The 26244-nt window shown below is 46.0% G+C and carries 21 protein-coding genes and 3 tRNA genes; 6 read left to right on the top strand and 18 right to left on the bottom strand.

The genetic code is table 11. From position 1 onward, the window contains the following. Positions 1-6: 6 nt before the first annotated feature. Complete coding sequence (radA, locus tag H8K32_RS00785; RefSeq protein ID WP_186910561.1) at positions 7-1386, bottom strand: DNA repair protein RadA; 1380 nt, start codon at positions 1384-1386, stop codon at positions 7-9. A 135-nt stretch (positions 1387-1521) separates the two neighbouring features. Here radA and lplT point away from each other — a divergent pair, with 135 nt between their 5' ends. Beyond that, entirely contained in the window at positions 1522-2784 is a 1263-nt protein-coding gene (lplT, locus tag H8K32_RS00780; RefSeq protein WP_186910560.1) for a lysophospholipid transporter LplT, read from the top strand. A 15-nt stretch (positions 2785-2799) separates the two neighbouring features. Here the strand turns inward: lplT and H8K32_RS00775 are convergent, their stop codons facing one another. From H8K32_RS00775 to tsaB, 4 genes are all read right to left on the bottom strand, one after another. Beyond that, positions 2800-3780: a DUF1853 family protein gene (locus tag H8K32_RS00775; protein ID WP_186910559.1), complete on the bottom strand. Its 981-nt coding sequence runs from the start codon at positions 3778-3780 to the stop codon at positions 2800-2802. Continuing rightward, positions 3777-4637, bottom strand: coding sequence for a uracil-DNA glycosylase (locus H8K32_RS00770; protein WP_390312459.1), 861 nt, complete (start codon positions 4635-4637; stop codon positions 3777-3779). The genes H8K32_RS00775 and H8K32_RS00770 overlap by 4 nt, the downstream gene beginning before the upstream one ends. Next, a complete protein-coding gene (rimI, locus tag H8K32_RS00765; RefSeq protein ID WP_186910557.1) occupies positions 4637-5083 on the bottom strand; it encodes a ribosomal protein S18-alanine N-acetyltransferase in 447 nt (148 codons plus the stop codon). The genes H8K32_RS00770 and rimI overlap by 1 nt, the downstream gene beginning before the upstream one ends. A 67-nt stretch (positions 5084-5150) precedes the next feature. Continuing rightward, positions 5151-5840, bottom strand: a complete 690-nt coding sequence (gene tsaB / locus H8K32_RS00760; RefSeq protein ID WP_186910556.1) for a tRNA (adenosine(37)-N6)-threonylcarbamoyltransferase complex dimerization subunit type 1 TsaB — start codon at positions 5838-5840, stop codon at positions 5151-5153. 72 nt (positions 5841-5912) lie between these two features. Between tsaB and H8K32_RS00755 the strand changes: the two genes are divergently transcribed. Further along, positions 5913-6323 (top strand): thioredoxin family protein, encoded by a 411-nt coding sequence (locus tag H8K32_RS00755; RefSeq protein WP_186910555.1) that lies wholly within the window; start codon positions 5913-5915, stop codon positions 6321-6323. A gap of 121 nt (positions 6324-6444) precedes the next feature. Here the strand turns inward: H8K32_RS00755 and H8K32_RS00750 are convergent. The 5 genes from H8K32_RS00750 to hpaR all read right to left on the bottom strand — a co-directional run bounded on the left by H8K32_RS00750 (position 6445) and on the right by hpaR (position 10707). Continuing rightward, positions 6445-6521, bottom strand: a tRNA-Arg gene (locus H8K32_RS00750). 244 nt (positions 6522-6765) lie between these two features. After that, positions 6766-6842 (bottom strand) — tRNA-Arg (locus tag H8K32_RS00745). Positions 6843-6898: 56 nt separating this feature from the next. Next, complete coding sequence (locus H8K32_RS00740; RefSeq protein WP_186910554.1) at positions 6899-8788, bottom strand: potassium transporter Kup; 1890 nt, start codon at positions 8786-8788, stop codon at positions 6899-6901. Positions 8789-9018: 230 nt separating this feature from the next. After that, positions 9019-9957 carry a DHH family phosphoesterase gene (locus tag H8K32_RS00735; protein WP_186910553.1) on the bottom strand — a complete coding sequence of 313 codons (939 nt, stop codon included), beginning with the start codon at positions 9955-9957 and terminating at the stop codon, positions 9019-9021. Between the two features lie 294 nt (positions 9958-10251). Further along, positions 10252-10707 (bottom strand): homoprotocatechuate degradation operon regulator HpaR, encoded by a 456-nt coding sequence (gene hpaR, locus H8K32_RS00730; RefSeq protein ID WP_186910552.1) that lies wholly within the window; start codon positions 10705-10707, stop codon positions 10252-10254. Positions 10708-10898: 191 nt separating this feature from the next. Here hpaR and H8K32_RS00725 point away from each other — a divergent pair, with 191 nt between their 5' ends. Further along, entirely contained in the window at positions 10899-11840 is a 942-nt protein-coding gene (locus H8K32_RS00725) for a bestrophin family protein (protein WP_186910551.1), read from the top strand. 86 nt (positions 11841-11926) lie between these two features. Next, positions 11927-13498, top strand: coding sequence for an acetyl-CoA hydrolase/transferase family protein (locus tag H8K32_RS00720; RefSeq protein WP_222612972.1), 1572 nt, complete (start codon positions 11927-11929; stop codon positions 13496-13498). A gap of 97 nt (positions 13499-13595) precedes the next feature. On the opposite strand, the gene H8K32_RS00715 is transcribed toward H8K32_RS00720, so the two are convergent. Next, entirely contained in the window at positions 13596-14435 is an 840-nt protein-coding gene (locus H8K32_RS00715) for a substrate-binding periplasmic protein (protein ID WP_186910550.1), read from the bottom strand. Between the two features lie 493 nt (positions 14436-14928). Between H8K32_RS00715 and H8K32_RS00710 the strand changes: the two genes are divergently transcribed. Continuing rightward, the gene (locus H8K32_RS00710) at positions 14929-16644 is read left to right on the top strand and encodes a PAS domain-containing sensor histidine kinase (protein WP_186910549.1); all 1716 of its coding nucleotides are present in this window, start codon (positions 14929-14931) and stop codon (positions 16642-16644) included. 109 nt (positions 16645-16753) lie between these two features. On the opposite strand, the gene H8K32_RS00705 is transcribed toward H8K32_RS00710, so the two are convergent. From H8K32_RS00705 to H8K32_RS00680, 6 genes are all read right to left on the bottom strand, one after another. After that, positions 16754-17536 (bottom strand): hypothetical protein, encoded by a 783-nt coding sequence (locus tag H8K32_RS00705; RefSeq protein ID WP_186910548.1) that lies wholly within the window; start codon positions 17534-17536, stop codon positions 16754-16756. A 502-nt stretch (positions 17537-18038) separates the two neighbouring features. After that, a tRNA-Ser gene (locus H8K32_RS00700) sits at positions 18039-18132 on the bottom strand. 164 nt (positions 18133-18296) lie between these two features. Beyond that, the gene (locus tag H8K32_RS00695; protein WP_186910547.1) at positions 18297-19547 is read right to left on the bottom strand and encodes an aspartate kinase; all 1251 of its coding nucleotides are present in this window, start codon (positions 19545-19547) and stop codon (positions 18297-18299) included. A gap of 612 nt (positions 19548-20159) precedes the next feature. After that, positions 20160-20729, bottom strand: a complete 570-nt coding sequence (locus H8K32_RS00690) for a DUF1415 domain-containing protein (RefSeq protein ID WP_186910546.1) — start codon at positions 20727-20729, stop codon at positions 20160-20162. A 146-nt stretch (positions 20730-20875) separates the two neighbouring features. Next, positions 20876-22462 (bottom strand): malate synthase A, encoded by a 1587-nt coding sequence (gene aceB / locus H8K32_RS00685; RefSeq protein ID WP_186910545.1) that lies wholly within the window; start codon positions 22460-22462, stop codon positions 20876-20878. Positions 22463-22513: 51 nt separating this feature from the next. Continuing rightward, on the bottom strand, positions 22514-23197 hold the full coding sequence (locus tag H8K32_RS00680) for a haloacid dehalogenase type II (protein ID WP_343067919.1): 684 nt from the start codon (positions 23195-23197) through the stop codon (positions 22514-22516). A 201-nt stretch (positions 23198-23398) separates the two neighbouring features. On the opposite strand from H8K32_RS00680, the gene H8K32_RS00675 reads away from it, so the two are divergent. Then, positions 23399-24304, top strand: coding sequence for a LysR family transcriptional regulator (locus tag H8K32_RS00675; RefSeq protein WP_186910543.1), 906 nt, complete (start codon positions 23399-23401; stop codon positions 24302-24304). 78 nt (positions 24305-24382) lie between these two features. Here H8K32_RS00675 and H8K32_RS20515 read toward each other — a convergent pair whose 3' ends face one another. Beyond that, on the bottom strand, positions 24383-26107 hold the full coding sequence (locus H8K32_RS20515) for a methyl-accepting chemotaxis protein (protein ID WP_222612983.1): 1725 nt from the start codon (positions 26105-26107) through the stop codon (positions 24383-24385). Between the last annotated feature and the right edge of the window lie 137 nt (positions 26108-26244).

The raw sequence follows: 26244 nt of genomic DNA, 5'->3' as shown, positions 1-26244 counted from the left end.
AAGACGCTAATTCGCATCATCAACATCACGTATTTTGCTCATTGCTTCATCAATACGATCAACCGCAATGATGGTCAGGCCTTCTATTTTTTGCTTAGGGGCGTTCGCCTTGGGAATCATGGCAATGGTGAAGCCCAGTTTTGCAGCCTCTTTGAGCCGCTCCTGACCGCGTGGTGCTGGTCGTATCTCACCCGCCAAACCAACTTCACCAAACACGACCAGACTGCGCGGCAAAGGCTTATTGCGCATGGACGAGTTAATCGCCAATAAAACTGCCAGATCAGCCGCAGGCTCAGCAATTTTGACCCCGCCAACCGCATTGATGAACACATCCTGATCAAATGCCGCAACTCCCGCATGTCTGTGCAAGACTGCCAACAACATTGCCAGCCGGTTTTGTTCTAAGCCGACGGATAAGCGACGTGCATTTGGCGCGTGGGAACTATCCACCAATGCCTGAATTTCTACAAGCAACGGACGGGTTCCCTCTTGCGTCACCATCACGCATGAGCCTGCAACTTGCGCATCATGCTGCGATAAAAATAAGGCGGAGGGGTTTGACACACCTCTCAAACCCCGCTCACTCATGGCAAATACACCCAACTCATTGACCGCGCCAAAACGATTTTTAATGGCGCGTACCAGACGGAAACTGGAATGGGTATCTCCCTCAAAATACAACACCGTATCAACAATATGCTCAAGTACGCGCGGCCCAGCTAGCGCGCCTTCCTTGGTCACATGACCAACCAGAATCATGGTGATATCCATGGTCTTTGCGACACGCGTCAATTGCGCCGCACATTCGCGCACCTGTGCCACCGAGCCGGGCGCCGAGCTTAATGCATCCGAATATAAGGTTTGTATCGAATCTATCACCACAACTTGCGGCTTATGATCCGACAGCGTGTTAAGAATTTTTTCGAGCTGAATTTCCGCCTGCAAAGCCAAACCCTTGGTATCAAGACCAAGCCGATTCGCACGCAAAGCAATTTGCGCCCCAGATTCTTCACCACTCACATACAAAACTTTTTTGATCTTGGCCAGATTGGAGAGCGCCTGCAGCAACAAGGTTGACTTACCGATACCAGGATCACCACCAATGAGCACCACGCCGCCTGGCACCAGGCCGCCGCCCAACACCCGATCGAATTCTTCAATACCGGTGCCAAAGCGCGGTACGTCCGACGCTTCGATATCAGATAAATTCAGCACAGGCGCCGTTTGCGCCAGGCTTTGATGTTTTCCAGAAAAACGATTACCTGCAGCCTCAATCACCGTTTCGACCAAGGTATTCCACTGCCCGCAAGATGGGCACTGTCCCGCCCATTTATTAACGATGCCACCGCATTCAGTGCAGGTGTAATTTGTTTTTGCTTTCGCCATATTTTTCCAAAAACCGAGTAAACACTGGTATTTTACTCAGTATTCAAATATAAGCTTGTGCTAATTCACATGGTTTTTGAGTTTTTCATGGTATAAAGCTGACCGATAACACTTTGTAACAGGCAAATCATAAGCATGAAACGCGGTTTCTATACGATTATGGCGGCACAGTTTTTTTCATCGCTGGCCGACAACGCATTGCTCATCACTTCGATGGCCTTACTTGCAAGCATGAACTCGCCGAGTTGGATGACCCCACTCCTCAAGTTATTCTTTGTATTGTCATACGTTTTGCTGGCTGCCTTTGTTGGCGCTTTTGCCGACGCACTCCCCAAAGGGAAAGTGATGTTCATCACGAACATGATCAAGGTTACCGGTTGCGCGCTCATGTTTGCTCATGTGCACCCGCTGATTGCCTACGGCGTGGTCGGCTTTGGTGCCGCAGCGTATTCACCGGCCAAATACGGAATCCTGACAGAGCTACTCCCACCCGAACACTTGGTAGCAGCCAATGGCTGGATTGAAGGCTTAACTGTCAGCTCTATCATTCTGGGAACCGTGCTCGGTGGCGCGTTAGTAACGCCACATGTGACAGATATCCTACTCAGTATGAAATCGCCCCTGATTCACTTACCCATCAATACCGCTATGGAAGCCGCATTGACGGTCATTACCGGGTTTTATGGTCTGGCTGCGATTTTTAATTTGAGAATTCCCGACACCGGCGCACGTTATGCGCATCAAAAACATCAACCCCTGCAATTGATTGCTGATTTCTCGAATTGCTTCATGAAGCTTTGGCAAGACAAGCTGGGTCAAATTTCTCTCGCTGTCACGACTCTGTTTTGGGGTGCAGGTGCGACCTTGCAATTCATCGTTTTAAAATGGGCCGAAGCCTCATTGCACATGCCACTAAACCAGGCAGCCATCTTGCAGGGCATCGTCGCCGTTGGAGTTGCCATCGGCGCATGTGCTGCCGCCAAATTTGTACCGCTCAAAAAATCATTATCAGTCATGCCTATGGGTATCGCGATGGGCGCGGTAGTAATGACCATGATTTTTGTTCATAGCAAAGAAGTTGCTTACCCATTGCTCATTTTAGTAGGTGCGTTATCAGGTTTCTTTGTGGTTCCGATGAACGCTCTTTTGCAGCATCGTGGTCATGTTTTGATGAGCGCTGGTCATTCCATCGCTGTACAAAATTTTAATGAAAATTTATCCGTACTAACGATGTTGACGGTGTACGCAATCATGATTTCACTAAACCTGAATATTCAAGTTGTGATCGTGTTGTTCGGTGGATTTGTAATGAGCACGATGTTTATGGTAATGAAAAAGCACCAGGCCAACCAGCGTGAATTTGATTCCATTGCCTTAATTGGTGAACACAAGCATTAACGTTTCAAAGCGTAGTCAAGCAAGAGGCGCTAAGCGCTTTCTTGCATCAACCGCCTGCTGCCACCAATTATCAGGCACAACCATGCCGCGGCAAACCTCTCTCGCATAGCCATTTTGCATTTCGGTGATCGCCAGCACGACTGGTGTTTTAACGAGCGTAAATTGCACTCCAACTTGTTCAATTAACTGGTCTTTACTGAAAACTTTGTGGGCAGAGAGCTGAACCGGCGCCAGCCACATCAGGAGATCAAGTATGACACCAGAAAAATCCTTCATATCGTAAAAATCGCTCATTTGCCAGATGTAGCCACGACAATGATCCGCTGCGACGCCATCCACCAGATTTGCTACATCAAGTGCTAAGGGTTTACGGTAAAACAACCAGCCCTTGATCAAAGCTTGAGCAGTAGCAACAGGAAATGGCAATTGAACGCGCGCTTGCGGGTGCTCACTCAGACGCAATTGTTGATTCACAATCTTGTGCATCTTAGCACCTAGCGTATCGGCTAGATTTGGGCCTAGATAATCGAATAAATCCGCATGTTTGCTATCGGACTCGAAAATGTCGTTTTGAAAGAAGAGATAAAATTTAGTCGCAAGCTCCCAGTGACTGAGACTTTGACCGTTCTGCACCAAAAAATCAAACTCGCCGATCGTCCGCGATTTTTCATCGTGAATTTGCAAGCCATGCGCATACAAATTGCTCAACTGCGACAGATAAAAAGCTAACAGTGCTTCAGCATATAAGCCCAAACGCCTGGTTGGATGTAGGGCTAAGGCCGCATACAAAGCGGCAGGATCTCGATCAAGCGCATACAAAAAATCACTTAAACCAGATGCACCCGGCAAAGCCGGCGCAATATTCGCGCCATTCCAGATCGGCGTATCGTTATTAAGCAGATGCGGTGAGCTCAACAACCATGCCAAGGCGCGCACATGCGGATCGCGTAACCCACCCCACTCAATATGAAATTGCTGTTGCACGGTGAAAGTCACGCGGCTTTTCCATCAAGTGCTTGCTGAGCCAGACATAAATCCTGCCACGCTTTGCTCTTCTCCATTGGTTTGCGTAACAGGTACGCTGGATGATAAGTTGCTACCATAGGAATCCCGGCTACGATATGTACTTTATTACGCAATTGTGTAACGGGCGTATCAGGATCAGATCCCGTTAAAGCAATCGCTGCAGTTTTACCCAAAGCCACAATCACTTGTGGTTGAATCAAAGCGATTTGCCGCTGCAAATACGGTAAGCAAGAAGCAATTTCATCAGCGACTGGAGGCCTATCGTTGCCATTCTGATCGTTTGGCCTGCACTTGACCACATTCGCTATATAAGTGCGATCACCACGGCGTACACCGAGTGAAAGCAACATATTGTCGAGCAATTGTCCGGCAGCGCCGACAAACGGTACACCCTCAATATTCTCTTCCGATCCCGGACCTTCACCTACAAACAACCACGCTGCCGTACGTGCGCCGACACCGAATACAGTTTTTTGTCGTCCCGCGCATAAGCCACAAGCACGGCATGATGTGACTGCTTGCTCTAAATCATCCCAGCCCATCTCCGACACTGATTGCACCACGGACAATGGCAATGCTGACGCATCAGGAGTTGGGAGTTCATCAAGCCATGCGGCTCCATTTACTTTTGTCTCGCCACCTGCATCAATACTCGGCTCTACCACAGCCGCAAAAGACGACTTCTCAATATGCACAGGTCCAGCATCAACTAATACAGAAACCCCGCCCACCTCGTCGCTCGCTTCCGCATAGCGCGGCAACCAAACAGGTCCGATTCCCATCTCAGTCAACATTTTGATCCGAACTGTCGCTTGGTTCGAGTGCATTAACATAATCTCCGCATCACTATGGCGTCTTCTCGCGCATCACCTTCCAACGGGTAATAACCCTTGCGACGGCCAATTTCTTCAAAACCATCACTCAAATAGACTTCGATGGCGCGATAATTGCTGCGCCTTACTTCCAGCAAGATAGACCCATATCCATGCTCAATTGCATATTCACGCATGTATTTCAGCATCGCACTTGCGTAACCTTGTTTTTGATTTTGCGTTCTGACCGCAAAATTAAGCAGATGCAACTCGTCTACCACTGGCATCACCAAAAAATAGGCGATGATCTGACTGGACTCATCACGCAAACCAAACGCGTCATGGCCATTCATCAAGGAATCTGAAAAATTACCGCGCGTCCAAGGGTGCGAATAAACCGCCTCCTCAATAGAGAGAATCTGATCAATATCTGCAAATCCCAGCCTTACAAATTCATGCATATATATTCCACCGGAAAATCACCACTTTCGATCTTTTCACGTCAGTTCTGTTCTATAAATAATTCGATTACTGCGCTTCTTTTGCAATTGCCCGTTCGGCGGTCGTCAATGCAATTTTATTACGCAAATACAAAGGCTGCGCGTCTTCAGGCGAGACGCACGAACCCGCCTTAAAACCCCGCAAGCCTAATTGCGCTACTTGTCTTGCATGCGGCATTAATTGCACAGAAGTGTGTGATTGTAATTGCGATGGCAACACCAAGCCATTACCCAACACCACGAGGGCGTGTGCATGCTGCTCAGAGACTTGAATATCGTCGAGCTTCGATAAAGTAGGTGGACTCATTTCTGTCCAGGCATCGCCATTCAATTGGTAATGCGCCCAATATACCTCGCTCATACGGGCGTCAAGCACGCACACGAAATCGTTCACGCTGCTGTTTTCAGCCGCCGCTAAAGCCATTGCATGCAGACTCACCACCGGCATCACGCCAATATCTGCGCCAAATGCCAGACCCTGCACAACCCCGCAGGCGGTTCGTATACCAGTGAAAGCACCAGGCCCACAGCCAAAGGCGATCGCATCGCAATCGCTTAAAGCAACACCCCCCTCTGCGAGCAGACTTTGCAGTGCCGGTAAAATTCCCTGAGAATGTGTCTGAACGCCGGATAATTCGCGTACGAACATCTGATCTTCAACAAACAAAGCTGCTGAAGCGAGTTCTGTCGTAGTTTCTATTGCTAAAATCGTAGTCATGAACGTATTTTACCGTGTTCACCGCTCAACAAGGCTGAATTCTCAAGCGCTTGGATAGGTTAAAATTGAAAAATGACTGCTTATACCCACTCCGATGACCTGAAACAGGTGCAAACCCAACTCGCCAACAAAAATTGGCTGGTCGCCTGCCTGTGCGCTGCCTGGTGCGACACCTGCACCGCTTATCGCTCCGCATTCAACCAATTAGCGGCACAACATCCGGATAAATGTTTTACCTGGATAGATATAGAAGACTGTGCGCATCTGGTAGAAGAAATAGAAATTGAAAACTTCCCTACCATTTTGATACAACATCTCGATCAAGTTGCTTTTCTGGGCACGATGCTCCCAGATACGATGCAATTGCACAGACTGATTAACTCACTCGATGACAGTATCAAAATTGGTCCAATCAAGCGCAGCGCACTCAATCAGGAAGCGCCAGAGGATTGGAGTCTCAGGCAACTAATCTTGACCGAATGAACACTACCTCCGACTTAAAAACAAAAGCCGCCAATGACACTTTGGCGGCTTTTTATTGCCCCGTTTAATTCTGAACTAAAAAAGAAAAAAGGGACTAGATTTTCATCTAGTCCCTTGAATCTGGTGCGGCTGGCAGGAATCGAACCCACGACCCCTTGGTTCGTAGCCAAGTACTCTATCCAGCTGAGCTACAGCCGCGAAGAACAAAATTATAGCAAACCCAAGCACTCGTGAGAAGCCCCTTAGCGCAAAAACTTTGGAAAAGCTTACTGAAACCTCAAAAGGATTGGAAACACTTAAGTAAACAGCACCAAAATATTTATACAAAAGCACCAGCAAGAAGCAACCGACTCGCAAATACTCTCAGCAAAGGATCACAAATACGGAAATCAAAAACACAAAAAGAAAAAAGGGACTAGATTTGCATCTAGTCCCTTGAATCTGGTGCGGCTGGCAGGAATCGAACCCACGACCCCTTGGTTCGTAGCCAAGTACTCTATCCAGCTGAGCTACAGCCGCGAAAAACAAAATTATAGCACAGGGGTTTTGATTTGATAAGCCCCCATACCAAAGTTTTAGATTTCGACCTGCGAACCCACTTCAATCACGCGATTAGTTGGAATGCGATAGTAGTCCGCGGCATCACGCGAATTGCGTGACATGGTCACAAACAACCACTCGCGCCACAATGCCATGCCGCGCTCTGGTTTGGAAACGATAGTCTGTCTGGAAATGAAATAAGAAGTTTCAAGCGGCTCGAATGTTAAGCCTTTGGATGCACAAAGATCCAGCGCTTTTGGAATATCAGGCTCATTCTTGAAGCCATATTTCACGTCCACCTGGAAACAATTATGTCCAAGATCAGTCAACTGCACACGATCAGCCACTGGAACCCAAGGGATTTCTTGATTATGCAAAGTTAAGAAAATCACTCTTTCATGCAAAATCTTGTTGTGCGATAAGTTATGCAGTAAAGCATGTGGCACACCATCAGCTTCACCGCGCAAGAAAATAGCGGTACCCGCGACACGCTGCGGTGGCGAAACAAACAAGGATTCCAAAAAGTCATTCAAAGGAATCGCATGCTTTTTGAGATTGTTAAACACCAATTCACGACCACGCTTCCAAGTCATCATCACAACAAACATGACCACACCCAAAACCAGCGGGAACCAACCACCGTGAAAGATTTTCAAAGCATTGGCTGAAAACAGCGCCAAATCAATCATCACAAAAAAGCCAGTCGCCAGGAAGCACAACAGTGGATTGTATTTCCAACCGTAGCGAATCACAAAAAAAGTAAGCAACGAGGTTACTAACATTGTGCCAGTCACTGCGATACCGTAAGCAGACGCAAGATTTGAAGAAGAACCAAATCCAATAACCGCGGCAACAACGACGACCAACTGCGCCCAGTTAACTGCAGGAATATAAATTTGGCCAATTTCTTTCGCCGATGTATGAATGATTTGCATACGCGGCATAATTCCAAGAGAAATCGCCTGCTTTGTCATTGAGAATGTCCCGGAAATCGTCGCCTGAGAAGCAATCACCGTCGCTACCGCAGAGATGACGACTAAGGGGTAAATACTCCAAGCCCCCAACTGCTGGTAGAACGGGTTACTCACTGCAGCAGGATTAACAATCAACAAAGCCCCCTGCCCCAGATAATTCAAACCCAGCGCCGGAAATACCACGAAAAACCATGCGGTACGAATAGGTTGACTACCGAAATGGCCCATATCCGCGTACAGCGCCTCAGCGCCAGTAAACGCCAGCACAACAGCACCCAAAGCCAAAAATGCAACCCAACCATGCACCTGCATGAAGCGTATCGAATGCATGGGGTTTAAAGCACCGATAATCGCCGGATCTTTCGCGATGTTATAAACACCCATCACCGCCAGCGCAATAAACCAAATCAACATAATCGGGCCAAACCAATTTCCAATCCCGGCAGTACCTTTGTACTGAACTGCGTACAACGCAACAATGACCACTACTGTGATTGGTACCACATAAGGGCCAAAAGCCGGGGTCGCCACCTCCAGCCCCTCAATCGCAGAGAGCACAGAGACGGCCGGCGTGATCACGCCATCGCCATAAAACAAGGCTGCGCCAAACAAACCAAGTACAAATAGGGTTAAATGGAGCTTTGAAGATTTTCCAACCGACTCAAGCGCCAACGCTGTCAGCGCCATGATACCGCCTTCGCCTCGATTATCGGCTCGCAGAATCAGCGTAACGTATTTCAATGCTACGATGATAATTAGCCCCCAACAGATCAATGAAATAACACCGAAGATGTTGAATTCATTGAGCTCGAGACCGTGTTCCGGGGAGAATACTTCTTTTATTGTATAGAGAGGACTAGTGCCAATATCGCCATAAACGATCCCGATAGCGGCAAGTGATAAAGCAGCGAGACTGCTTTTAGTGTGATCCTGATGATTTTCCAATTGCATACCTTATTGTTTTTTGTTGCATTGCACAGTAGGCGAATCTGACATCAATTTCAATAGTACTTAACAAAAAAACTCTTTATAGAATTTTTACACAACACTTCAATACTTTTACAAGCACTTTTGTGATAATAAAATATATCGACAAAAAATTGATTCTGCGAGCAAACACAAAACAATCGCAATCGCTAAACAATCAACGCCCCCTCCCGTCCAAAAAAACAACAAGCGCGCTACCCATCCGCATTGATCCTATGGACCAGTGCCGACAAAACATCTTCCATCAAATCATTCTCGATCTGACAAGTACCCGCATTTTCATGCCCACCACCACCGTACTCCAACATCAACGCGCCAATATTGGTTTTTGAACTGCGATTTAGTATTGATTTACCAGTTGCAAAGACGGTATTTTGGTTTTTCAATCCCCACAGGACATGAATGGAGATGTTAATGTGAGGGAAAAGCGCATAGATTAAAAATCTGTTACCAGCATAAATAATCGGCTCGTTCCGTAAATCCAAAACGACCAGATTGTGATGGATCTTCGAGCAACGCAAAATCTGCTCTTTGCATTTTTCCTGGTGCTCTGCATACAAATCCACCCGCTCTTTCACATCGGGATGTTGCATAATTTCAGCGATGGATTGCGACTTACATAGGTCGATCAATTCCATCATCAAGGCATAATTTGAAATTCTGAATTCACGAAAACGCCCCAACCCCGTGCGGGCGTCCATTAAAAAATTCAACAAATCCCATTCTTTGGGATGCAGGACTTCTTCGCGATTAAACTGGGCTGAGTCACCTTTATCGACTGCAGCCATCATTTCATCCCAAGATTTTGGGAAGGCCTTTAAACCGCCGTAATAGTTATAAACGACCCGCGCAGCAGAAGGTGCGTCAGGGTCAATCACATGGTTAGTGCGCTCACCGCTATTGCGGATGGTTTCAGATGAGTGGTGATCAAAGGCGATATGAACGCCTGCAACGTAAGGTAAGTTGGTACTAATGTCGTTACTGGTGACAGTGACCTTACCATCCTGCATATCCTTAGGATGGACAAACAAGATCTCGTCAATCATATTGAGGTGCTTTAACAGCACGGCGCAAACCAATCCGTCAAAGTCACTGCGAGTAATGAGTCGGAACTTCTTAACTTCAGTAGACATAATATTCCCCTGGCAGTTAGTGGCACGCAAAAACAATAAGAATTTCGCAGATTTTTGAGCAAGGCTCAGGCAAGACTTGAAGCAAAACACGTGCAACCCATAGATTGGCGCTTACATCTATTCGAGCCAGTTCGGGCTTTCTTGCATAAGTTCTAATGTAGTGCCTTTTACTCCTGATGTCCATCCATCCCCGTACGCATCTCACAAAATCTTGCTTTTTACGACACTGCTTCGCGTGGATCCTTGCGCCCGCTCAAATGACACTTCCGGAGGAAATTTCTAAAATGAAATTATTTACTTGAGCTCCACATGCTCAACCGTTTCCTCAGCTGCTGCATTAAACTTCTCCAGCGTCGCAACCAATTCGTTCATTGCTTCCAGACCAAAGCTTTGCTCTATGTGCTTGTATTGCAAATCGATCAGTGGCGCCATTTCAGTCATCAATACATCTCCCGAAGCAGACAATCCTATGGAAACGCGGCGCTGATCGCCACTGACTGGGCTGCGCCGTATCATGTCCAACTCCTCCATGCGCTTTAACACGCCAGCCATGCTTGGACTGGAAATCTGGCACAAATCACATAGCTCTCGTGGCTCCAGTTGCCCGTACTCGTCCAACACCCGCAAGATGCGCCATTGCTGATCTGTGAGGCCAAAATGACCAAGGATGGGCTTGAAATGCACCATCAAATTTCCACGCGCTTTTAAAAACAATTGTGGCAAATTGCGGTATGCAATTTTGTGACTCATTACGACTCCTGGCTTTCTCAACAACTCAATCTGATGACATTAGCATCAATCTTAATATCAGCTTCAACACCGCTATTGTACATACTGAACTAGCGTACGATTTGACTTACTAACATATTAGTGATTTAATTCACTAATATGCTAGTAATAGCCGGGGCGAATTTGAACCACATCATACAAATGGGCGCAGCATGATCGTCCGGGACAGACCCTCAGGCTTTCGCCTGTTTTTACTATTGCGCGGATCAGTATTGCCACGCATACTTCCTGCGCTCATCATCAACATCTTCATTGCCACCCTCGTTACCCTGTCTCATGGTGACCTGTTCGAATTAAAAATCACGCTCACTACGATTCCATTCACCCTCATCGGCTTACCAATTTCTATTTTTCTGGGCTTTCGGAACAACGCTGCTTACGACAGATTTTGGGAAGCACGTAAGTTATGGGGGGAACTACTTCTGCGCAGTCGCAACTTATCGCGCCAATGCCAGAGTTTGATTGATTATCCCGACCCAGCGGTCGCCAGCAACGGATTCAATGACATCCGCGTGCGCATGGTGTTCCGCTCGATTGCTTACTGCCATGCATTGAGAGATCTTTTGCGCAATCAAGAAATCAAAAGCGAAATGCAGCAATGGCTCAAGCCCGATGAAATGCATCAGCTAACAAAGGCCAGAAACAAACCTGATTTACTCATGTTAAATATGGGAAAAGATTTGCGCCAGAGCTTAAAAGAAAATCGTATCGATGGATGTCTTGCTGCAAATTTGGATGCTACCTTATCAGCCATTACCGCTGCTGGCGCAGCCTGCGAACGAATTCGCAATACACCTATACCGTTTTCATACACACTACTTCTTCACCGTACTGCCTACATTTATTGCTTCTTACTACCGTTCGGTCTGGTCGACTCCATCGGCTTTATGACGCCATTTGTGGTGGCAATTGTGGCGTACACGTTTTTTGGCCTCGATGCTTTAGGTGATGAAATCGAAGAACCATTTGGACTCGAAACAAACGATCTTCCGTTAGATGCCATTTGTCGCACCATAGAAATTGAACTACGTGAATCTCTACAAGACAGCGAAATTCCTGAAGCTTTAATACCGATTAATTACTGTCTGACGTAAGCACATCAAACAGATGCAAACAACAAACAATAGATCAACAATCAGCCGTGAAGAAACTATCGATTTCCAGATACAAAGGAAGCAAAATGCCTGAAGCTACGCAATCGCAACACACCGGATTAACACAAACAGCACGGGAAATTCAAGAGCAAAGAATACGCCTGCCGGAATTAAGAAAGCGTGTATGTAGCGCAGAACATGCAGCCTTATGGATAGAAGATGGCATGACGATAGGTATGAGCGGATTTACGCGCGCAGGCGATGCCAAGGTCGTGCCATTAGCGATCGCTGAACGTGCGAAGACAGAGCATTTAAAAATTAGCTTGATGACTGGTGCCTCGTTGGGCAACGACGTGGACAAAACCTTAACTGAAGCAGGAGCAATGAGTCGCCGCATGCCATTTCAGTCCGATCCGACACTACGTGCTGCGATTAATCGTGGTGAAGTGATGTATGTTGACCAGCATCTGTCTGAAACCGTAGAACAATTACGAACGCGCCAGATCAATGCCATTGACGTGGCTATTATCGAAGCAATTGCCATCACGGAAACCGGTGCCATCATCCCCACCACATCAGTGGGCAACAGCGCCAGCTTTGCAATTCTCGCAGATCAGGTCATCGTCGAAATCAATCTGACACAATCACTGGAACTCGAAGGACTGCACGATATTTTTATCCCAAAACATCGTCCACGACGCGAACCAGTTCCCATCATGTCGGTCAGTGATCGCATAGGCAGCACAGCGATTTCCATCCCGCCAGAAAAAATCGTCGCCATCGTTATCACACAAAAATCAGATAGCGCATCCACAATACTTCCTCCCGATCATGACACAGCCAAAATCGCGAGCCATCTGGTCAATTTTTTCAAAGATGAAGTACGAGATGGTCGCCTGACCAACAGCTTGATGCCATTGCAGGCTGGGATAGGCACCATCGCCAATGCTGTTATGAGTGGCTTTATAGATAGCCCGTTTGAACATCTGACGATGTATTCTGAAGTATTGCAGGACTCGACATTTGATTTATTTGATGCGGGCAAACTTGATTTTGCATCTGGTTCGTCGATTACACTTTCTTCGCAAAAAAGTCGCGAAGTTTTCAACAACATCGGCAAATACAAAGATCGCTTAATTCTCAGGCCACAAGAAATCAGCAACCACCCAGAAGTGATACGCCGCCTGGGCCTGATAACGATCAATACTGCGCTCGAGGCGGACATCTATGGCAACATCAACTCCACACACGTGCTTGGTACGCATATGATGAACGGGATTGGTGGCTCTGGTGATTTTGCTCGCAATGCCTATTTATCTGTGTTTGCAACAAAGTCGATTGCCAAAGATGGGAAAATATCCAGCATCGTCCCTATGGTGACGCATGTTGACCACACAGAACATGACGTCGACATTATCGTCACAGAAATTGGCCTGGCAGATCTGCGCGGCTTAGCACCACGTGAACGCGCGCAAAAAATTATCCAGCATTGTGTCGCCGAACCTTACAAACAAATGCTCTTCGACTATCTTGCGGAAGCGGAATTACGCGGCGGACACACGCCTCACGTGCTGGAAAAAGCGTATGCGTGGCACACCCGCTATCGCGAAACGGGTACGATGTCAGAGGTTGCGGGCACACTCAAAGCAGTCGCTTAAATAACTCGGTAAATAACTCAGTATATCCATCAATGCAAAAACGGAGTGAATATCACCCCGTTTTGCATTGAGTCCGGTATGATCAAATCACCGAAATTTACTTCACGTTAGCACAATCAGCGTTGTAATCATCCCAAACTTGTCTCTGGATTTTCTTGATCGTACCCTCTCGCGCCATCTCTTTTAAAATTTGCTCCAATTTAGGAATTAAATTCTGATGTGCGGGACTCAGCCAATGATATCCCAGAACACTTTCAAGTGACGGCTCCAACATAACAACATTGTTGAGCCCTAATTTCTTTGCAGTGCAAAGGCTGGCTCGCGACTCAACCACGAGATCGGTGCGACCTGCTGAAAGCTTTCTTAACAAAGATTCTTCACTAGGTGCAGTTTCAGTGCGCATCTCTTTGAGGTTATCATCAAAAATACGGGCACCGTTCAGATATCCGATCGAATACGGACGCAAACTCTGGTATCCATTCACAACAAACTTTTTGTCGACCGTATAAACGCAAAGGTCTTCGCTAGTTATCGGAACCGATAGCTTGACTAAATTCTGGATCGGGGCATCAGAAAAACGATAACTCATCCCATCCACCTCGTGATTCTCGAGCAAAGTCTTAGTGCGCAGGTTTGGAACCAGAAGAAAAGTAATGCCTATCCCCATACGCTGATAAGCAGCACGCAAAACTCGTTGGGCAACAATTGAACTGGGAAGCTGATCAACAATGTCAGTAAATATCAGCTGCGTTTTTTCCCCGCTAAAACTTGGCGGGCAGAAAATCAACGCCAATACGCAAAACAAAACCCTGATATTTTTATTATTTACACACAACTTCATTCTCTGAATCCATCTGACCATCACCGAAATCTCATGCCATTTGCACAAAATAACGAAATGAGCGCATTTTGTGCACTCATCAAATTCAATCTTCAACCGGTGACATTTGTATTTGGTCAACAGCTTCGCATACGGCGCTATCTTCCTGAACTTGCCTTTTGTGACAAGATAAGGCTTTTACCATTGCAAATACTAAAGCATTGCAGTGTTACAAAACGCCAAAAAACAAGGCATACATTCAAAAATACTGCATGCCTTAATAACCCGATCATACCACTGACGAATACAACTTGGCTAACACTGCCGCTAACACCATGACAATCTAACGGAGTTTTTACTGATGCGTAGGTAGTTTTAAAAAGATGCGAAAACTGGGTTCACAATTTTTTTCATCAGTATTTTTTTATTTATATAAAATAAGTGACTAAACTTGCTTGAAATTTTAATAAAGCATCCAATCCATACTCGCCATTTCTCACGGGAAATTATTTCCAAAACTATTAAGTAATATTTTCTTGCGACCTTTATCTTTCATGAAGATTTGATCATCTGAAATGAAACCTCATTTATAGAAGTGTAAAGATCAGATATGGGACTTCTCTCTCGCTTTATGCCTCCAGCATTCAAACATTGGATTCTTGCCGAACTTGGCGATGGTGAGGAAAAATTTACGCGCGTCTTCCACACCAGTGCGGACTGGATCGTGATCACCAGAATTAGCGATAGTAAAATCGTTGAAGCCAACGCTGGCTTCGAAACAATCAGCGGTTACAGTCGCGATGAAGTCATTGGACACCCAATCAAGGACTTTAACGTCTGGGCAGTTCCGGAACAACGTGTTGAACTAGTTCAAGAACTCATGGCCAAAGGTCACGCGCGCGACTATCTGGCAAAAATGAGAACAAAAGACGGCAGCATTCGTGACTGTCTGGTGAATTGCGCCTTAATCGCGCTCAAAGGCAATGTCAATTCTCACGCAGTCTGGATCGCACGTGATATTACTGATCAATTAATCGCCTCAGAACAATCCAGCGCTGCGTTCCGCCTCACGCCTGATTGCATGACGATATCGCGCCTGAAAGACGGTACCTATATCGAGGTCAATAGTGCATTTGAAAAAGCGATGGGAATGCATCGAAAAGATATTATTGGCAAAACGGCGCAGGATTTAAATGTATGGAATTCTGCTGACGACAGAAGTAAGTTAGTTTCACTATTAAGACAAAACGCAACGGTCATCGATTACCCTGCACAGATAAAATTAGGGCACAACAAGACCAGAGATATTCTGATTAACTGCACATTGTTTGAATCGCGCGGCGATGAACTGATGATAGCTGTGCTTCACGATGTGACTGAGTTACGCGCTGCAACAAAGGAAATCTTGAACCTGAATACCAATCTGGAACGTCGTGTTGAAGAACGAACCGCAGAATTGCAAGCCGCTAATCTCGATCTCAAGAGCGCACTTGAAACCCTGAACATAGCAAAAGATCAGTTGGTACAATCGGAGAAATTAGCCGCCTTAGGCTCATTGGTCGCAGGCGTTGCTCACGAGCTAAACACACCAATAGGCAACAGCTTAACGGTAGCAAGCACACAAGAAGAAATGCTAAACAGACTCGTCGAGCAAATCGATACGGGTCTAAAACGTTCGGACTTAAAGAAATTTGTCTCAGAAATTAGTATGGCTACCGATATTCTGACTCGCAATCTTATGCGTGCAGGTGATCTGGTCACCAGCTTCAAACATGTGGCCGTAGACCGGACCAGCTCAAAACGACGTAGATTTTCATTGGCAGAATTAACTTCAGAAATCTTACTGACAATGAATCCAACCTTGTCAAAGAAAAAATGCACCATACAGACGGAGGTCAACGACGCCATTATTCTCGATAGCTTCCCTGGCGCTCTGGGGCAAGTCCTGATCAACTTGATCAATAATGCAATTGTTCATGGCTTTGATTCAGACTACGCAGGCATGATCAGCATTTCGGCAAATTTTACCGAAGATCAACATGCCATAATTGAGGTACAGGACAACGGAAAAGGAATTCATCCCGACAATTTACGGCGAGTGTTTGAGCCTTTTTTTACAACACGCCTGGGTCAAGGTGGGTCAGGGATGGGGTTGCACATTGTACACAATCTGGTCACTGGATTACTTGGTGGAAAAATCAGCGTATTAAGCGACCAAGGGATCCATGGCACCACATTCAAATTAATCTTACCAATAGAAGCGCCGTATATTGACGCAGACAATGACACTAATCAGTTACCAAATGACACTCGTTCAAACATGTAAAAGAGGGAAATTCAGCATCCTATAAACCAACGTTGGTGATTGAAATATTATTCGTCAGAAATTAAGCTTACCTCTGGCACCGAGAATAACGCTTTCTGAATATGAAAAATCATTTCCTCAGTGCTTTGAGATTCAAAAAAATGCCCGCCAGACAGCGTATAAAGCTGACAGTCCCTACTCGTTTCAGCTTTCCACGCGCATAGTTTCCCCTCAGAAACCATCGGATCTGCCGGACCTCTAAAAGCAAGAATTGGCAGCGCCAGTAACCGTTTCTATCCAGCGGAGTATCAACGAAGACTGACCGGCCGTTGTAGCCTGAACGTGCCAATTCAGAAGAGTCGTAACCAGGATAGATTCTTTGGCTGCTTGATGCGTTCAATGCGATTGGATCTAAACTATTCAACGCCCCTTGCGCCGTCATGCCGTTGTAGGTACTGATATCACTATTCAAACCAGTGATGGAGTCGCCGCGATTGCTCGTCGCAGATCCACTCAAGCTCCCGTTCGCCAAGCTAGACCCCAGCGCATTGCCAAACGCATCCGTCGCTACTTGGGTAAGCTCTATATGCCCTCCACGCATGACGCTGCTGGTCAGGCCTGCTGCAAAACCACTGATGGTGCCACGTGCCACGTTACCACCAAATTGGTCTAAATCTCCAAAGCTTGAGCCTAACATATTGGTTGCTTGCGCACCAACACCTGCACCTACCGCTGAAGCGGCGACGTTTCTCCAATTGAAGCTGTTTTGGGTGCCTGCTGCGATGGCAACGCCTTGGGTCAGCGTGTTGGCAATCGCTGCACGCCCTGCAATGGCTGCAGCTTTATCAAAACCTTGCAAACCGCTTGTAGCAGGGCCAATACTTGCACCAAAACCTGCTGCCAGGCCTGACATGGCAACGTCTGTCCAGCTACCTTCTCATATATTTACGTAGAGCAATCAACCCCAGCAAAACCGAAAGAAACAAAAGGTCATAATGAAAAATCGCTGCTTTTTCCGAATTTATCTAAGCGTGACTCGAAGGAACGTGAAACGAAAATTGCAGAACTAGTAAGGAAATTCCACGAATCAACAACAAATCCAAATGATTTCAAATATTTTTTTAAGCTGGTTGAAAAATGTAAATTCACAGAATCTAAAGCCCTTAAGATTCTTGGAAAGAAAAATAGTTAAAACTGGTGCGACTACGAGGAGATTGAAATGAGAGGAATTTTCGAATGGTGGGCAATTGAGATTACTAGGCCGCTATTTGATTTCGAAAGAAAAATTGAGGGCTCTCCAAACCCGTCCAATCCTGTCCATCTAAAGCTATAGCAAGATGACATACTAAACGGCATACCGATAAACGCAGAAAAAGAAAAAGCCCCTGACGAATCAGGGGCTTAATCAGAATTACTGGCGGAGGCGGTGAGATTCGAACTCACGATACAGGTTTAAGCCCATATGCTTCCTTAGCAGGGAAGTGCCTTCGGCCACTCGGCCACGCCTCCACACTATTACAAACCTTGCCCTAGAGCTCGGTAGTAATCGAGATCAAGATAATAGCGGTTCAACTGCCTTTGGTCAACTATTGCGACCAACAAAAATAGTTTTTTTCAAACTACAGTAGCAATAAACCGCCAACTATCGATCTGATCGCGGTTACAAGTAAGGATTAAGAGTTTTCCAGACCAAATGCCTTATGCAATGCACGCACTGCAAGCTCCATGTATTTCTCGTCGATCAGAACGGAGATTTTGATTTCAGATGTAGAAATCATCTGAATATTGATACCCTCTTCCGACAAGGTGCGGAACATCTGGGATGCGATACCTACGTGGCTACGCATACCTACGCCAACCACGGAGACTTTCGACACTTTGGAATCGCCGACGATACTGGTTGCGCCGATGTGCGCTTTAACACTACCTTCGAGCACTTCCATCGCTTTTTGGTACTCGCCGCGTGGAACAGTGAAAGTGAAGTCGGTTTTTCCTTCTACCGACTGGTTTTGTATGATCATATCAACTTCGATATTTGCATCAGCAACCGGGCCGAGAATCTGGTAAGCAATACCTGGACGATCAGGCACGCCCAGAACGGTAATTTTGGCTTCATCACGGTTAAACGCGATGCCAGTGATGGTAGCTTGTTCCATGTGTGTATCTTCCTCAAACGAAATCAGTGTGCCGGATTTTGCTTCTTCTTCCAGCGGCATTAATGGGTCAGTCAAGGATGACAAAACCCTGGTAGGCATACGGTAGTTACCAGCAAATTCCACAGAGCGAATTTGCAAAACCTTGGAACCTAAGGATGCCATTTCCAGCATTTCTTCAAAGGTTACCGTGTTCAGACGACGTGCATCTGAGACCACGCGCGGATCGGTAGTGTAGACACCGTCAACGTCGGTGTAGATCAGGCACTCTTGCGCCTTTAATGCGGCCGCAACGGCCACAGCCGATGTATCGGAACCACCGCGCCCCAGTGTTGTAATATTGCCTTGCTCATCTACACCCTGAAAACCAGTAATGATGACAATCTTGCCCGCATCCAGATCAGCTTTTACTTTTGCATCATCAATCGATGCAATGCGTGCTTTGGTGTAAGAAGAGTCGGTCTTGATGGCAACTTGCCAGCCGGCATAAGACACAGCTTGCTTACCAATAGCCTGCAAGGCCATTGCCAGTAATCCAACGGAAACCTGTTCGCCTGTCGAGGCGATCATGTCGAGTTCACGTGGATCAGGTTGCGCCATAATTTCTTTAGCGAGACCGATGATACGATTTGTTTCGCCAGACATTGCCGAAGGCACCACAACTATCTGGTGACCGGCATCATGCCATTTGGCGACGCGCTTGGCGACGTTCTTGATGCGTTCTGTTGAACCCATCGAAGTACCGCCGTATTTGTGGACGATTAAAGCCATAGATATAGAAGACTAAGGGTGAGAAATGAGGTAAATCAACCTCTTACTGTACATGCTGCCCTGCAAAATAACAAGGAGCTTTTAGGCAAAATTTCTGAAGAATCCGTGGTATTGCTCAGAGTCAAAGCGAATTTTCCACAGAAAATGAGGCAAACAAATAAGAAAACTGAAAATCAACATGACAAAAAACATGCCTGACGGCAGCAATCCGCGCACATCAGCGTCCACAAGAAACAGATCTTGTACGTTGCGACGAGTGTAAAAACACATAAAAATCAGGGAGTATATTTAATTTATCGCCATATCTCATTGATATATAAGGGTAAAAAATTATACTCCCCCTCAGTACAAAATCCAGTTGCCAATATTTACTACTCAAAATCAATTTTGTGACAAATCGCTTATCACGATAAGGCGACTACAAAAAAACAAGAATCACTACATGACTTTTTCATATATCGATATAAATAATTAATTGCAGAAAAGTGGCAACCCTATTCTTTTTTTGCTGCAAACGCGTAAATCACTCGAGTCCAAGACCTACTTCAGGAACGAATCCCAAAAAAAATCAAAGCGACCTTAGAAATACCGCGGCCTGGGCACTGATAGCGGTTATTTATTCAAGTAAGAAAGATCCAATTTATCCCAACCCTCAAAACCAAGTTTTTGCATGGTTTCGATATTCTTCTCATAAATCATGCCAGCATCAGGAAACGCTTCTACCGCCCTATCGATACTTTCTTCACGCAACAAATGCATCACAGGATAAGGCGAACGATTAGTATAGTTTTCAATATCATCAATTTCTGTACCATCAAACTGGAAATCAGGATGGAAACTCGCCACCTGCAAAATACCATCCAGCTCCAACTCTTCCAGCAAACCATCAGCAACGTCGAGGAAGTCATTAAAATCCAAAAAATCTGTTAACACCTGAGGGTGAATCAATAACGTCGTATCAATCTTTTCCGAACTCGTTTCAGCCAACAATTCCAACTCGCTGTGCAATTGTTCCAGCAAAGCTTCTGGTGTCGTCGCTTCGCTGACCACATAGCGGATTTGCTTTTTTACTTGTACCGCTTTAGCAAACGGACAGAGATTGAGGCCGATAACCGCTTTTTCCAGCCATTCTTCAGTATGGGCAATGACAGTTTCTGGTGAAATAGGTGTGGACTGAGGCATGATCAATACGCTTTCAAAAAACTGCAGGACAAGACGTCGCAACACAGTGTAGAAAATAAAACGACAGTATGCCACCACCAATAAAAACAGCCCGTTTTTTTCGGGCTGTTTTTATTGATACTGACTAACTTTAGTAATGAAATATTTTAGATTTCTTCGTATAAAGGCAAAGTCAAAAATTCTGCAAAGTTTTCGGAAGTCGACATTTCTTCAAAAATGACGGCAGCTCTGTCATACGTTGGGCCATCACCCGCAACTTCTTTGACCTTCACCAATTCTTCAGGAATCATGGCGCGCACCATTTCCGCTGTCACGTTACGTCCATCTTCCAGATTACCTTTGGCAGAACGTATCCATTGCCATACTTGTGAACGACTAATTTCAGCAGTCGCTGCATCTTCCATCAAATTATGGATAGGTACGCAACCATTGCCGGCCAACCATGCGCCGAGATAATGAATACCGACGTTGATGTTGTAGCGCAAACCCGCTTCGGTGATTGGCGTTTCAGGCTGGAAATTCAACAAATCTTTCGCTGTCACTTCGATGTCAGGACGCTGTTTCGAAATTTGGTTAGGTGCATCACCCAACACCTTTTTGAATTCCGTCATCGCCAACTCGACCAGACCCGGATGAGCAACCCAACCTCCGTCGTAACCATCTGTTGCGTCACGTGCTTTATCATTACGCACGCCACCCATGGCGATCTCATTTTTCTCAGGATCGTTTTTGATCGGAATCAACGCAGCCATTCCACCAATTGCTGGCGCATTACGTTTGTGGCATGTTTTCAACAACAGCAAAGCATAAGAACGCATAAATGGCGCTGTCATCGTGACTTTAGCGCGATCAGCGAGGCAGAAGTCTTTATCGTTTTTGAATTTTTTAATGCAAGAGAAAATGTAATCCCAACGACCCGCATTCAGACCCGAGCTATGTTCACGCAGTTCATACAAGATCTCATCCATCTCAAATGCAGCGACGATAGTTTCGATCAAAACAGTTGCCTTGATCGTCCCTTGTGGAATGCCGATTTCATTTTGTGCCATCACAAAAATATCGTTCCACAAACGCGCTTCCAGATGTGATTCCATTTTTGGCAAATAGAAATATGGGCCAGCGCCGCGAGCCAATTGTTCTTTGGCATTGTGAAATAAGAATAAAGCAAAATCAAAAATACCGCCTGAAACTCGTTTGCCATCGACTAGCACGTGTTTTTCATCGAGATGCCAACCGCGTGGACGTACCACGAGAGTGGCGATTTTGTCGTTCAGTTTGTAGGACTTGCCATTTTGCTCCAGGCTGATCGTACGACGAACTGCATCGCGCATATTGATCTGACCGCTGATCTGATTATCCCAATTTGGTGTATTGGAATCCTCAAAGTCAGTCATATAACTATCTGCACCTGAATTAAACGCATTAATGACCATCTTGCGTTCAACCGGACCAGTGATTTCTACGCGACGGCATTCAAGTGCTTTAGGAATAGGGGCAATTTTCCAATCGCCTTCGCGGATATGCAAAGTTTCTGGCAAAAAGTCAGGCTGCTCACCAGCATCGAGGCGCTTTGCACGTTCGACACGTGCTGCCAGTAACTCTTGACGGCGCGGTTCAAATGCACGGCTCAGTTTCGCTACCAATGTCAACGCGTCAGGCGTCAAAATTTGCTCAAAACCTGGTTTGATTTCACCAGTAATTTGCATACCTGCAGGTAAGTTCAATTGCGTCATATCCATCTCCAAGCGAAAATTAAAAATAAGAATAAAAATGAAAACTAAATTCTAACTACGAAACTTTTCCACAAAATCAATCACATCAGTCAATGTGCTACCAATACCATGGGGCACCACACCCAGCTCTTCCAAAGGCGCACCTGCGCGGTTCACCCAAAAAGTGGTGTAACCAAACCAGGTGGCGCAACATACATCCCAACCATTACTCGATACGAATAAAATATCTTTAGCTGGCACACCAAACACGTCAGGTCCCAATTGATAGGCCTCAGGAGCTGTTTTATATTTGCGCACTACCTCTACCGACATCAAATGACTAAAAATACCCTGCATTCCGGCTGCATCGACCGCTGATTGCAACATCGGCGTCGTACCATTCGACAAAATAGATAATTTAAAACCGGAAGCGCGCAACGTTTTCAAGGCTGCCAAATTCTCGGGAAACGCCTCGAGGCGTGCATATTGCCCCATCAAACTATTTTGCGCATCCAGGCTTAAATTCAGACCCAGTTTTTTACAAACATAGACCAAAGCATCCTGGGTTACTTCCCAAAATGGCTTGTACATACTGCACATGGTACGCAATTGGGTATATTCAATCTGCTTACTGCGCCACATTTGCGCTACCTCAGTGCCACGCCCAGGAAAAAATTTTTCCGCAAGTTGAGCAATCGAATACACATCGAACAAAGTACCGTACGCATCAAAAGCAATCGCATGGATAGCCATGATTTTTTATCCCTCAATTTGGCAATGCAGACAATACAGACAATACGCTGTAGTGTATTCAATAAAAACCAACATAAATACTTAGTTTTATCACTTTATCTTTTACTTTTAGTTAAAAATAGACACACAATCAACCGTATAGACTATCAACATTAGCGACAATGAGCAGCAATTATTGATCAACTTACAAGTTCAGAGAAAAACATGGATCAATTCAAACAAATCAGCACCTTCGCTGAAGTGGCGAATCGCGGCAGCCTATCCGCTGCAGCCCGCGCAGAAGGTGTTGCGCCAGCGATGATCAGTCGTCGTCTTGACGCACTGGAAGCGAGATTAGGGGTCAAACTCATACAAAGAACGACGCGAAAAATTGCCCTCACTAATGAAGGCGCTGCATTTTTAGATGATTGCATGCGAATACTGGCCGATCTGGAAGAAGCCGAATCCTCGGTCTCTGAGCGTAGTGCGCATGCGAGCGGCACGCTGACAGTTTCAGCACCGGCAGGCTTTGGAAGACAACACGTCGCGCCCTTAATTCCTTCATTTCTGACCGAACATGCAGATCTGAAATTGACCCTGAGTTTGAATGACCGGGTGGTTGACCTCATCGGAGAGGGCATTGACGTTGCCATCCGCATCGCGTCGCTGACTGATTCGAATTTAATTGGCGTTAAATTAGCTGATAACAAGCGCGTGGTGGTCGCAGCACCGAACTACCTTAAGCGCTATGGCGCACCAAAAAGCATCGATGAATTAAGCGACCACAACTGCTTAGCCTTTAGTAGTGACGGCAGCCAACGAGGCTGGACCTTCCGCCAACATGGCAAAAACGTGACCATCAAAGTCGATGGCAATATGGTCTGCAATGACGGCGAAGTCTTACACGACTGGGCGATGGCAGGCAAAGGACTGGCGTGGCGCTCGATGTGGGAAGTTGGCTCTGAAATTGAATCGGGAAAACTCATCACCGTGCTGGACGAATATACCGCACCAGGCAATGATATTTATGCCATTTTTGCGCAACGACGACATCTTCCTTTGCGGATTCGTGCGTTCATTGACTTCTTACGTCAAGCGTATAGCAACCCTTACTATTGGAAGAAAAAATAGTCGTTTGAACTTCCTATCCATAAAAAAACGGGCCGCAGCCCGTTCTTTTGTTCGGTCTATAGCTCTGTATAGCTCTACTCAGAACTCCTCCCAATCACCATCACCGCTGGATTTCATTGGTTTTACTTCACGCGGTTTAGTCTTCGGTGCTTCTGATCTGGCAATCGCCGTTACTGGTTTCGCTACGGATTTAGACTGACTCGCCACGTGCTTGATCACTGGTGCTGGCGTCGAATTCACTTGACGCACATGAGTTTCACTCGCCTGCACTTTAAAAATTCCCACGGCGTGATTCAAATTATTTGCCTGTTCACGCATGCTACCTGCGGCAGCGGCGGCCTCTTCGACCAAAGCCGCATTCTGCTGTGTGGCTTCATCCATCTTGGTGATTGCCTGATTGACCTGTTGAATACCATCACTTTGCTCAGCGCTGGCAGCCGTAATTTCAGCCATGATATCGGCAACACTTTTAATGGATACCACGATTTCATCCATGGTTTTACCAGCATCATCCACCAGACGCGAGCCTTCTTCTACCTTATCTACCGAGTTACTGATCAGCTCTTTAATTTCCTTGGCTGCACCAGCTGATCGTTGAGCAAGATTGCGAACTTCACTTGCAACCACTGCAAAACCGCGACCTTGCTCGCCCGCGCGGGCAGCCTCGACCGCAGCGTTTAACGCCAGAATATTGGTCTGAAATGCAATGCTATCGATGACGCCGATGATATCGACAATTTTTCTGGAGCTTTCTTTAATCGAAGACATGGTATGCACAACATCACCAACCACCCGGCCACCTTTGCTTGCGACATCGGACGCTGTCAACGCCAAAGTATTCGCCTGCCGCGCATTATCTGCATTTTGCTGCACGGTTGATGTCAATTCTTCCATAGAGGATGCGGTCTCTTCGAGGCTAGCTGCCTGAGCCTCAGTACGGGAGGATAAATCCATATTACCAGCGGCGATCTCTTCTGCTGAAATAGCAATAGAACCACTACTTTGACGCACCATCGTCACAGTTTGCACCAGACTCTGGCGCATATTTTCCAAGCCAGAGACCAACTGCCCCATTTCATCATTAGACTCAGGTTTCAATTGATTTGTCAGATCGCCATCACCAATGGCAGTAAATTGAACCAATGCCTGCTGCAAAGGATGAGAAATGGCACGCAACAAGAAATGTGCGGATATAAAAACCGCCGTCAAGCCTGCGATGACGCCTAAAATATCAACCCACATAAAAATCGTGAAGTCGCTTTGGCTTTTTTTTAGTAAGTCTGCTGAACTTGCAAACTGATGCTCGGCAAGCTCGCCAATTTTTGCCGAGTAAATAGAAAATTTAACCGGAACAACCTCAGTATTAATCCGATCAGCTTCTTCTTTATTACCCGCCTTAATTGCCGCCAACATAGGTTGGTGAGCTTCTTTTAAATAGGTATCACGAAGTGAAATAAGATCCGTTGCTAATTTTTTTTCTGCCTCATCCTGCGGCAAAGCAAGATATTTTTTAAAACTTTCATCAGACTTAACAACGAACTCTTCCGACTTACTTATCGTTGTCGATACATCTGTAGCATCTGGATGGGCAATCGCCCTATCAAGTGCGGTTCTGGAACTCAATAGCCAGACCCTGGATTGCTCTAAACTATCGACCGAAGGTAACTGATTTGTGAATAGCTCCTGGATGACTGCATTACTATTACGTACACCGTAAATACCCATCAAGCCACCAATAGTCAGCATGATAGCCATAAAGGTCATGGTACCAATCAACCTCAGCCTGATCGTTAAATTCATCATCACTACCCTCTCAATCAGTTTTTCTCAAATACGCCAGCGTACAAATATCAAAAAAATTGGTATTGATCAGAAACAAGAATAAGTAAAAAATGTTTCAGCAAGGCATCATCTTCACTATTCAAGATTTCATCCATGTG

The sequence above is a fragment of the Cognatundibacterium jejuense genome, assembly GCF_014284255.1.
Taxonomy (GTDB): domain Bacteria; phylum Pseudomonadota; class Gammaproteobacteria; order Burkholderiales; family Burkholderiaceae_D; genus Undibacterium; species Undibacterium jejuense.
The sequence above is the reverse complement of the archived record's forward strand: the minus strand, read 5'-3'. Positions and strand labels throughout refer to the sequence as shown.

Coding starts and splice junctions, on each gene's coding strand:
- H8K32_RS00710 (WP_186910549.1), top strand. CDS start 14,929: ATGGGACTTCTCTCTCGCTTTATGCCTCCAGCATTCAAACATTGGATT.
- H8K32_RS00720 (WP_222612972.1), top strand. CDS start 11,927: ATGCCTGAAGCTACGCAATCGCAACACACCGGATTAACACAAACAGCA.
- H8K32_RS00725 (WP_186910551.1), top strand. CDS start 10,899: ATGATCGTCCGGGACAGACCCTCAGGCTTTCGCCTGTTTTTACTATTG.
- radA (WP_186910561.1), bottom strand. CDS start 1,386: ATGGCGAAAGCAAAAACAAATTACACCTGCACTGAATGCGGTGGCATC.
- H8K32_RS00740 (WP_186910554.1), bottom strand. CDS start 8,788: ATGCAATTGGAAAATCATCAGGATCACACTAAAAGCAGTCTCGCTGCT.
- H8K32_RS20515 (WP_222612983.1), bottom strand. CDS start 26,107: ATGATGAATTTAACGATCAGGCTGAGGTTGATTGGTACCATGACCTTT.
- H8K32_RS00690 (WP_186910546.1), bottom strand. CDS start 20,729: ATGCCTCAGTCCACACCTATTTCACCAGAAACTGTCATTGCCCATACT.
- H8K32_RS00675 (WP_186910543.1), top strand. CDS start 23,399: ATGGATCAATTCAAACAAATCAGCACCTTCGCTGAAGTGGCGAATCGC.
- H8K32_RS00755 (WP_186910555.1), top strand. CDS start 5,913: ATGACTGCTTATACCCACTCCGATGACCTGAAACAGGTGCAAACCCAA.
- H8K32_RS00735 (WP_186910553.1), bottom strand. CDS start 9,957: ATGTCTACTGAAGTTAAGAAGTTCCGACTCATTACTCGCAGTGACTTT.
- H8K32_RS00705 (WP_186910548.1), bottom strand. CDS start 17,536: ATGTCAGGCCTGGCAGCAGGTTTTGGTGCAAGTATTGGCCCTGCTACA.
- rimI (WP_186910557.1), bottom strand. CDS start 5,083: ATGCATGAATTTGTAAGGCTGGGATTTGCAGATATTGATCAGATTCTC.
- tsaB (WP_186910556.1), bottom strand. CDS start 5,840: ATGACTACGATTTTAGCAATAGAAACTACGACAGAACTCGCTTCAGCA.
- hpaR (WP_186910552.1), bottom strand. CDS start 10,707: ATGAGTCACAAAATTGCATACCGCAATTTGCCACAATTGTTTTTAAAA.
- H8K32_RS00695 (WP_186910547.1), bottom strand. CDS start 19,547: ATGGCTTTAATCGTCCACAAATACGGCGGTACTTCGATGGGTTCAACA.
- H8K32_RS00770 (WP_390312459.1), bottom strand. CDS start 4,637: ATGCACTCGAACCAAGCGACAGTTCGGATCAAAATGTTGACTGAGATG.
- lplT (WP_186910560.1), top strand. CDS start 1,522: ATGAAACGCGGTTTCTATACGATTATGGCGGCACAGTTTTTTTCATCG.
- aceB (WP_186910545.1), bottom strand. CDS start 22,462: ATGACGCAATTGAACTTACCTGCAGGTATGCAAATTACTGGTGAAATC.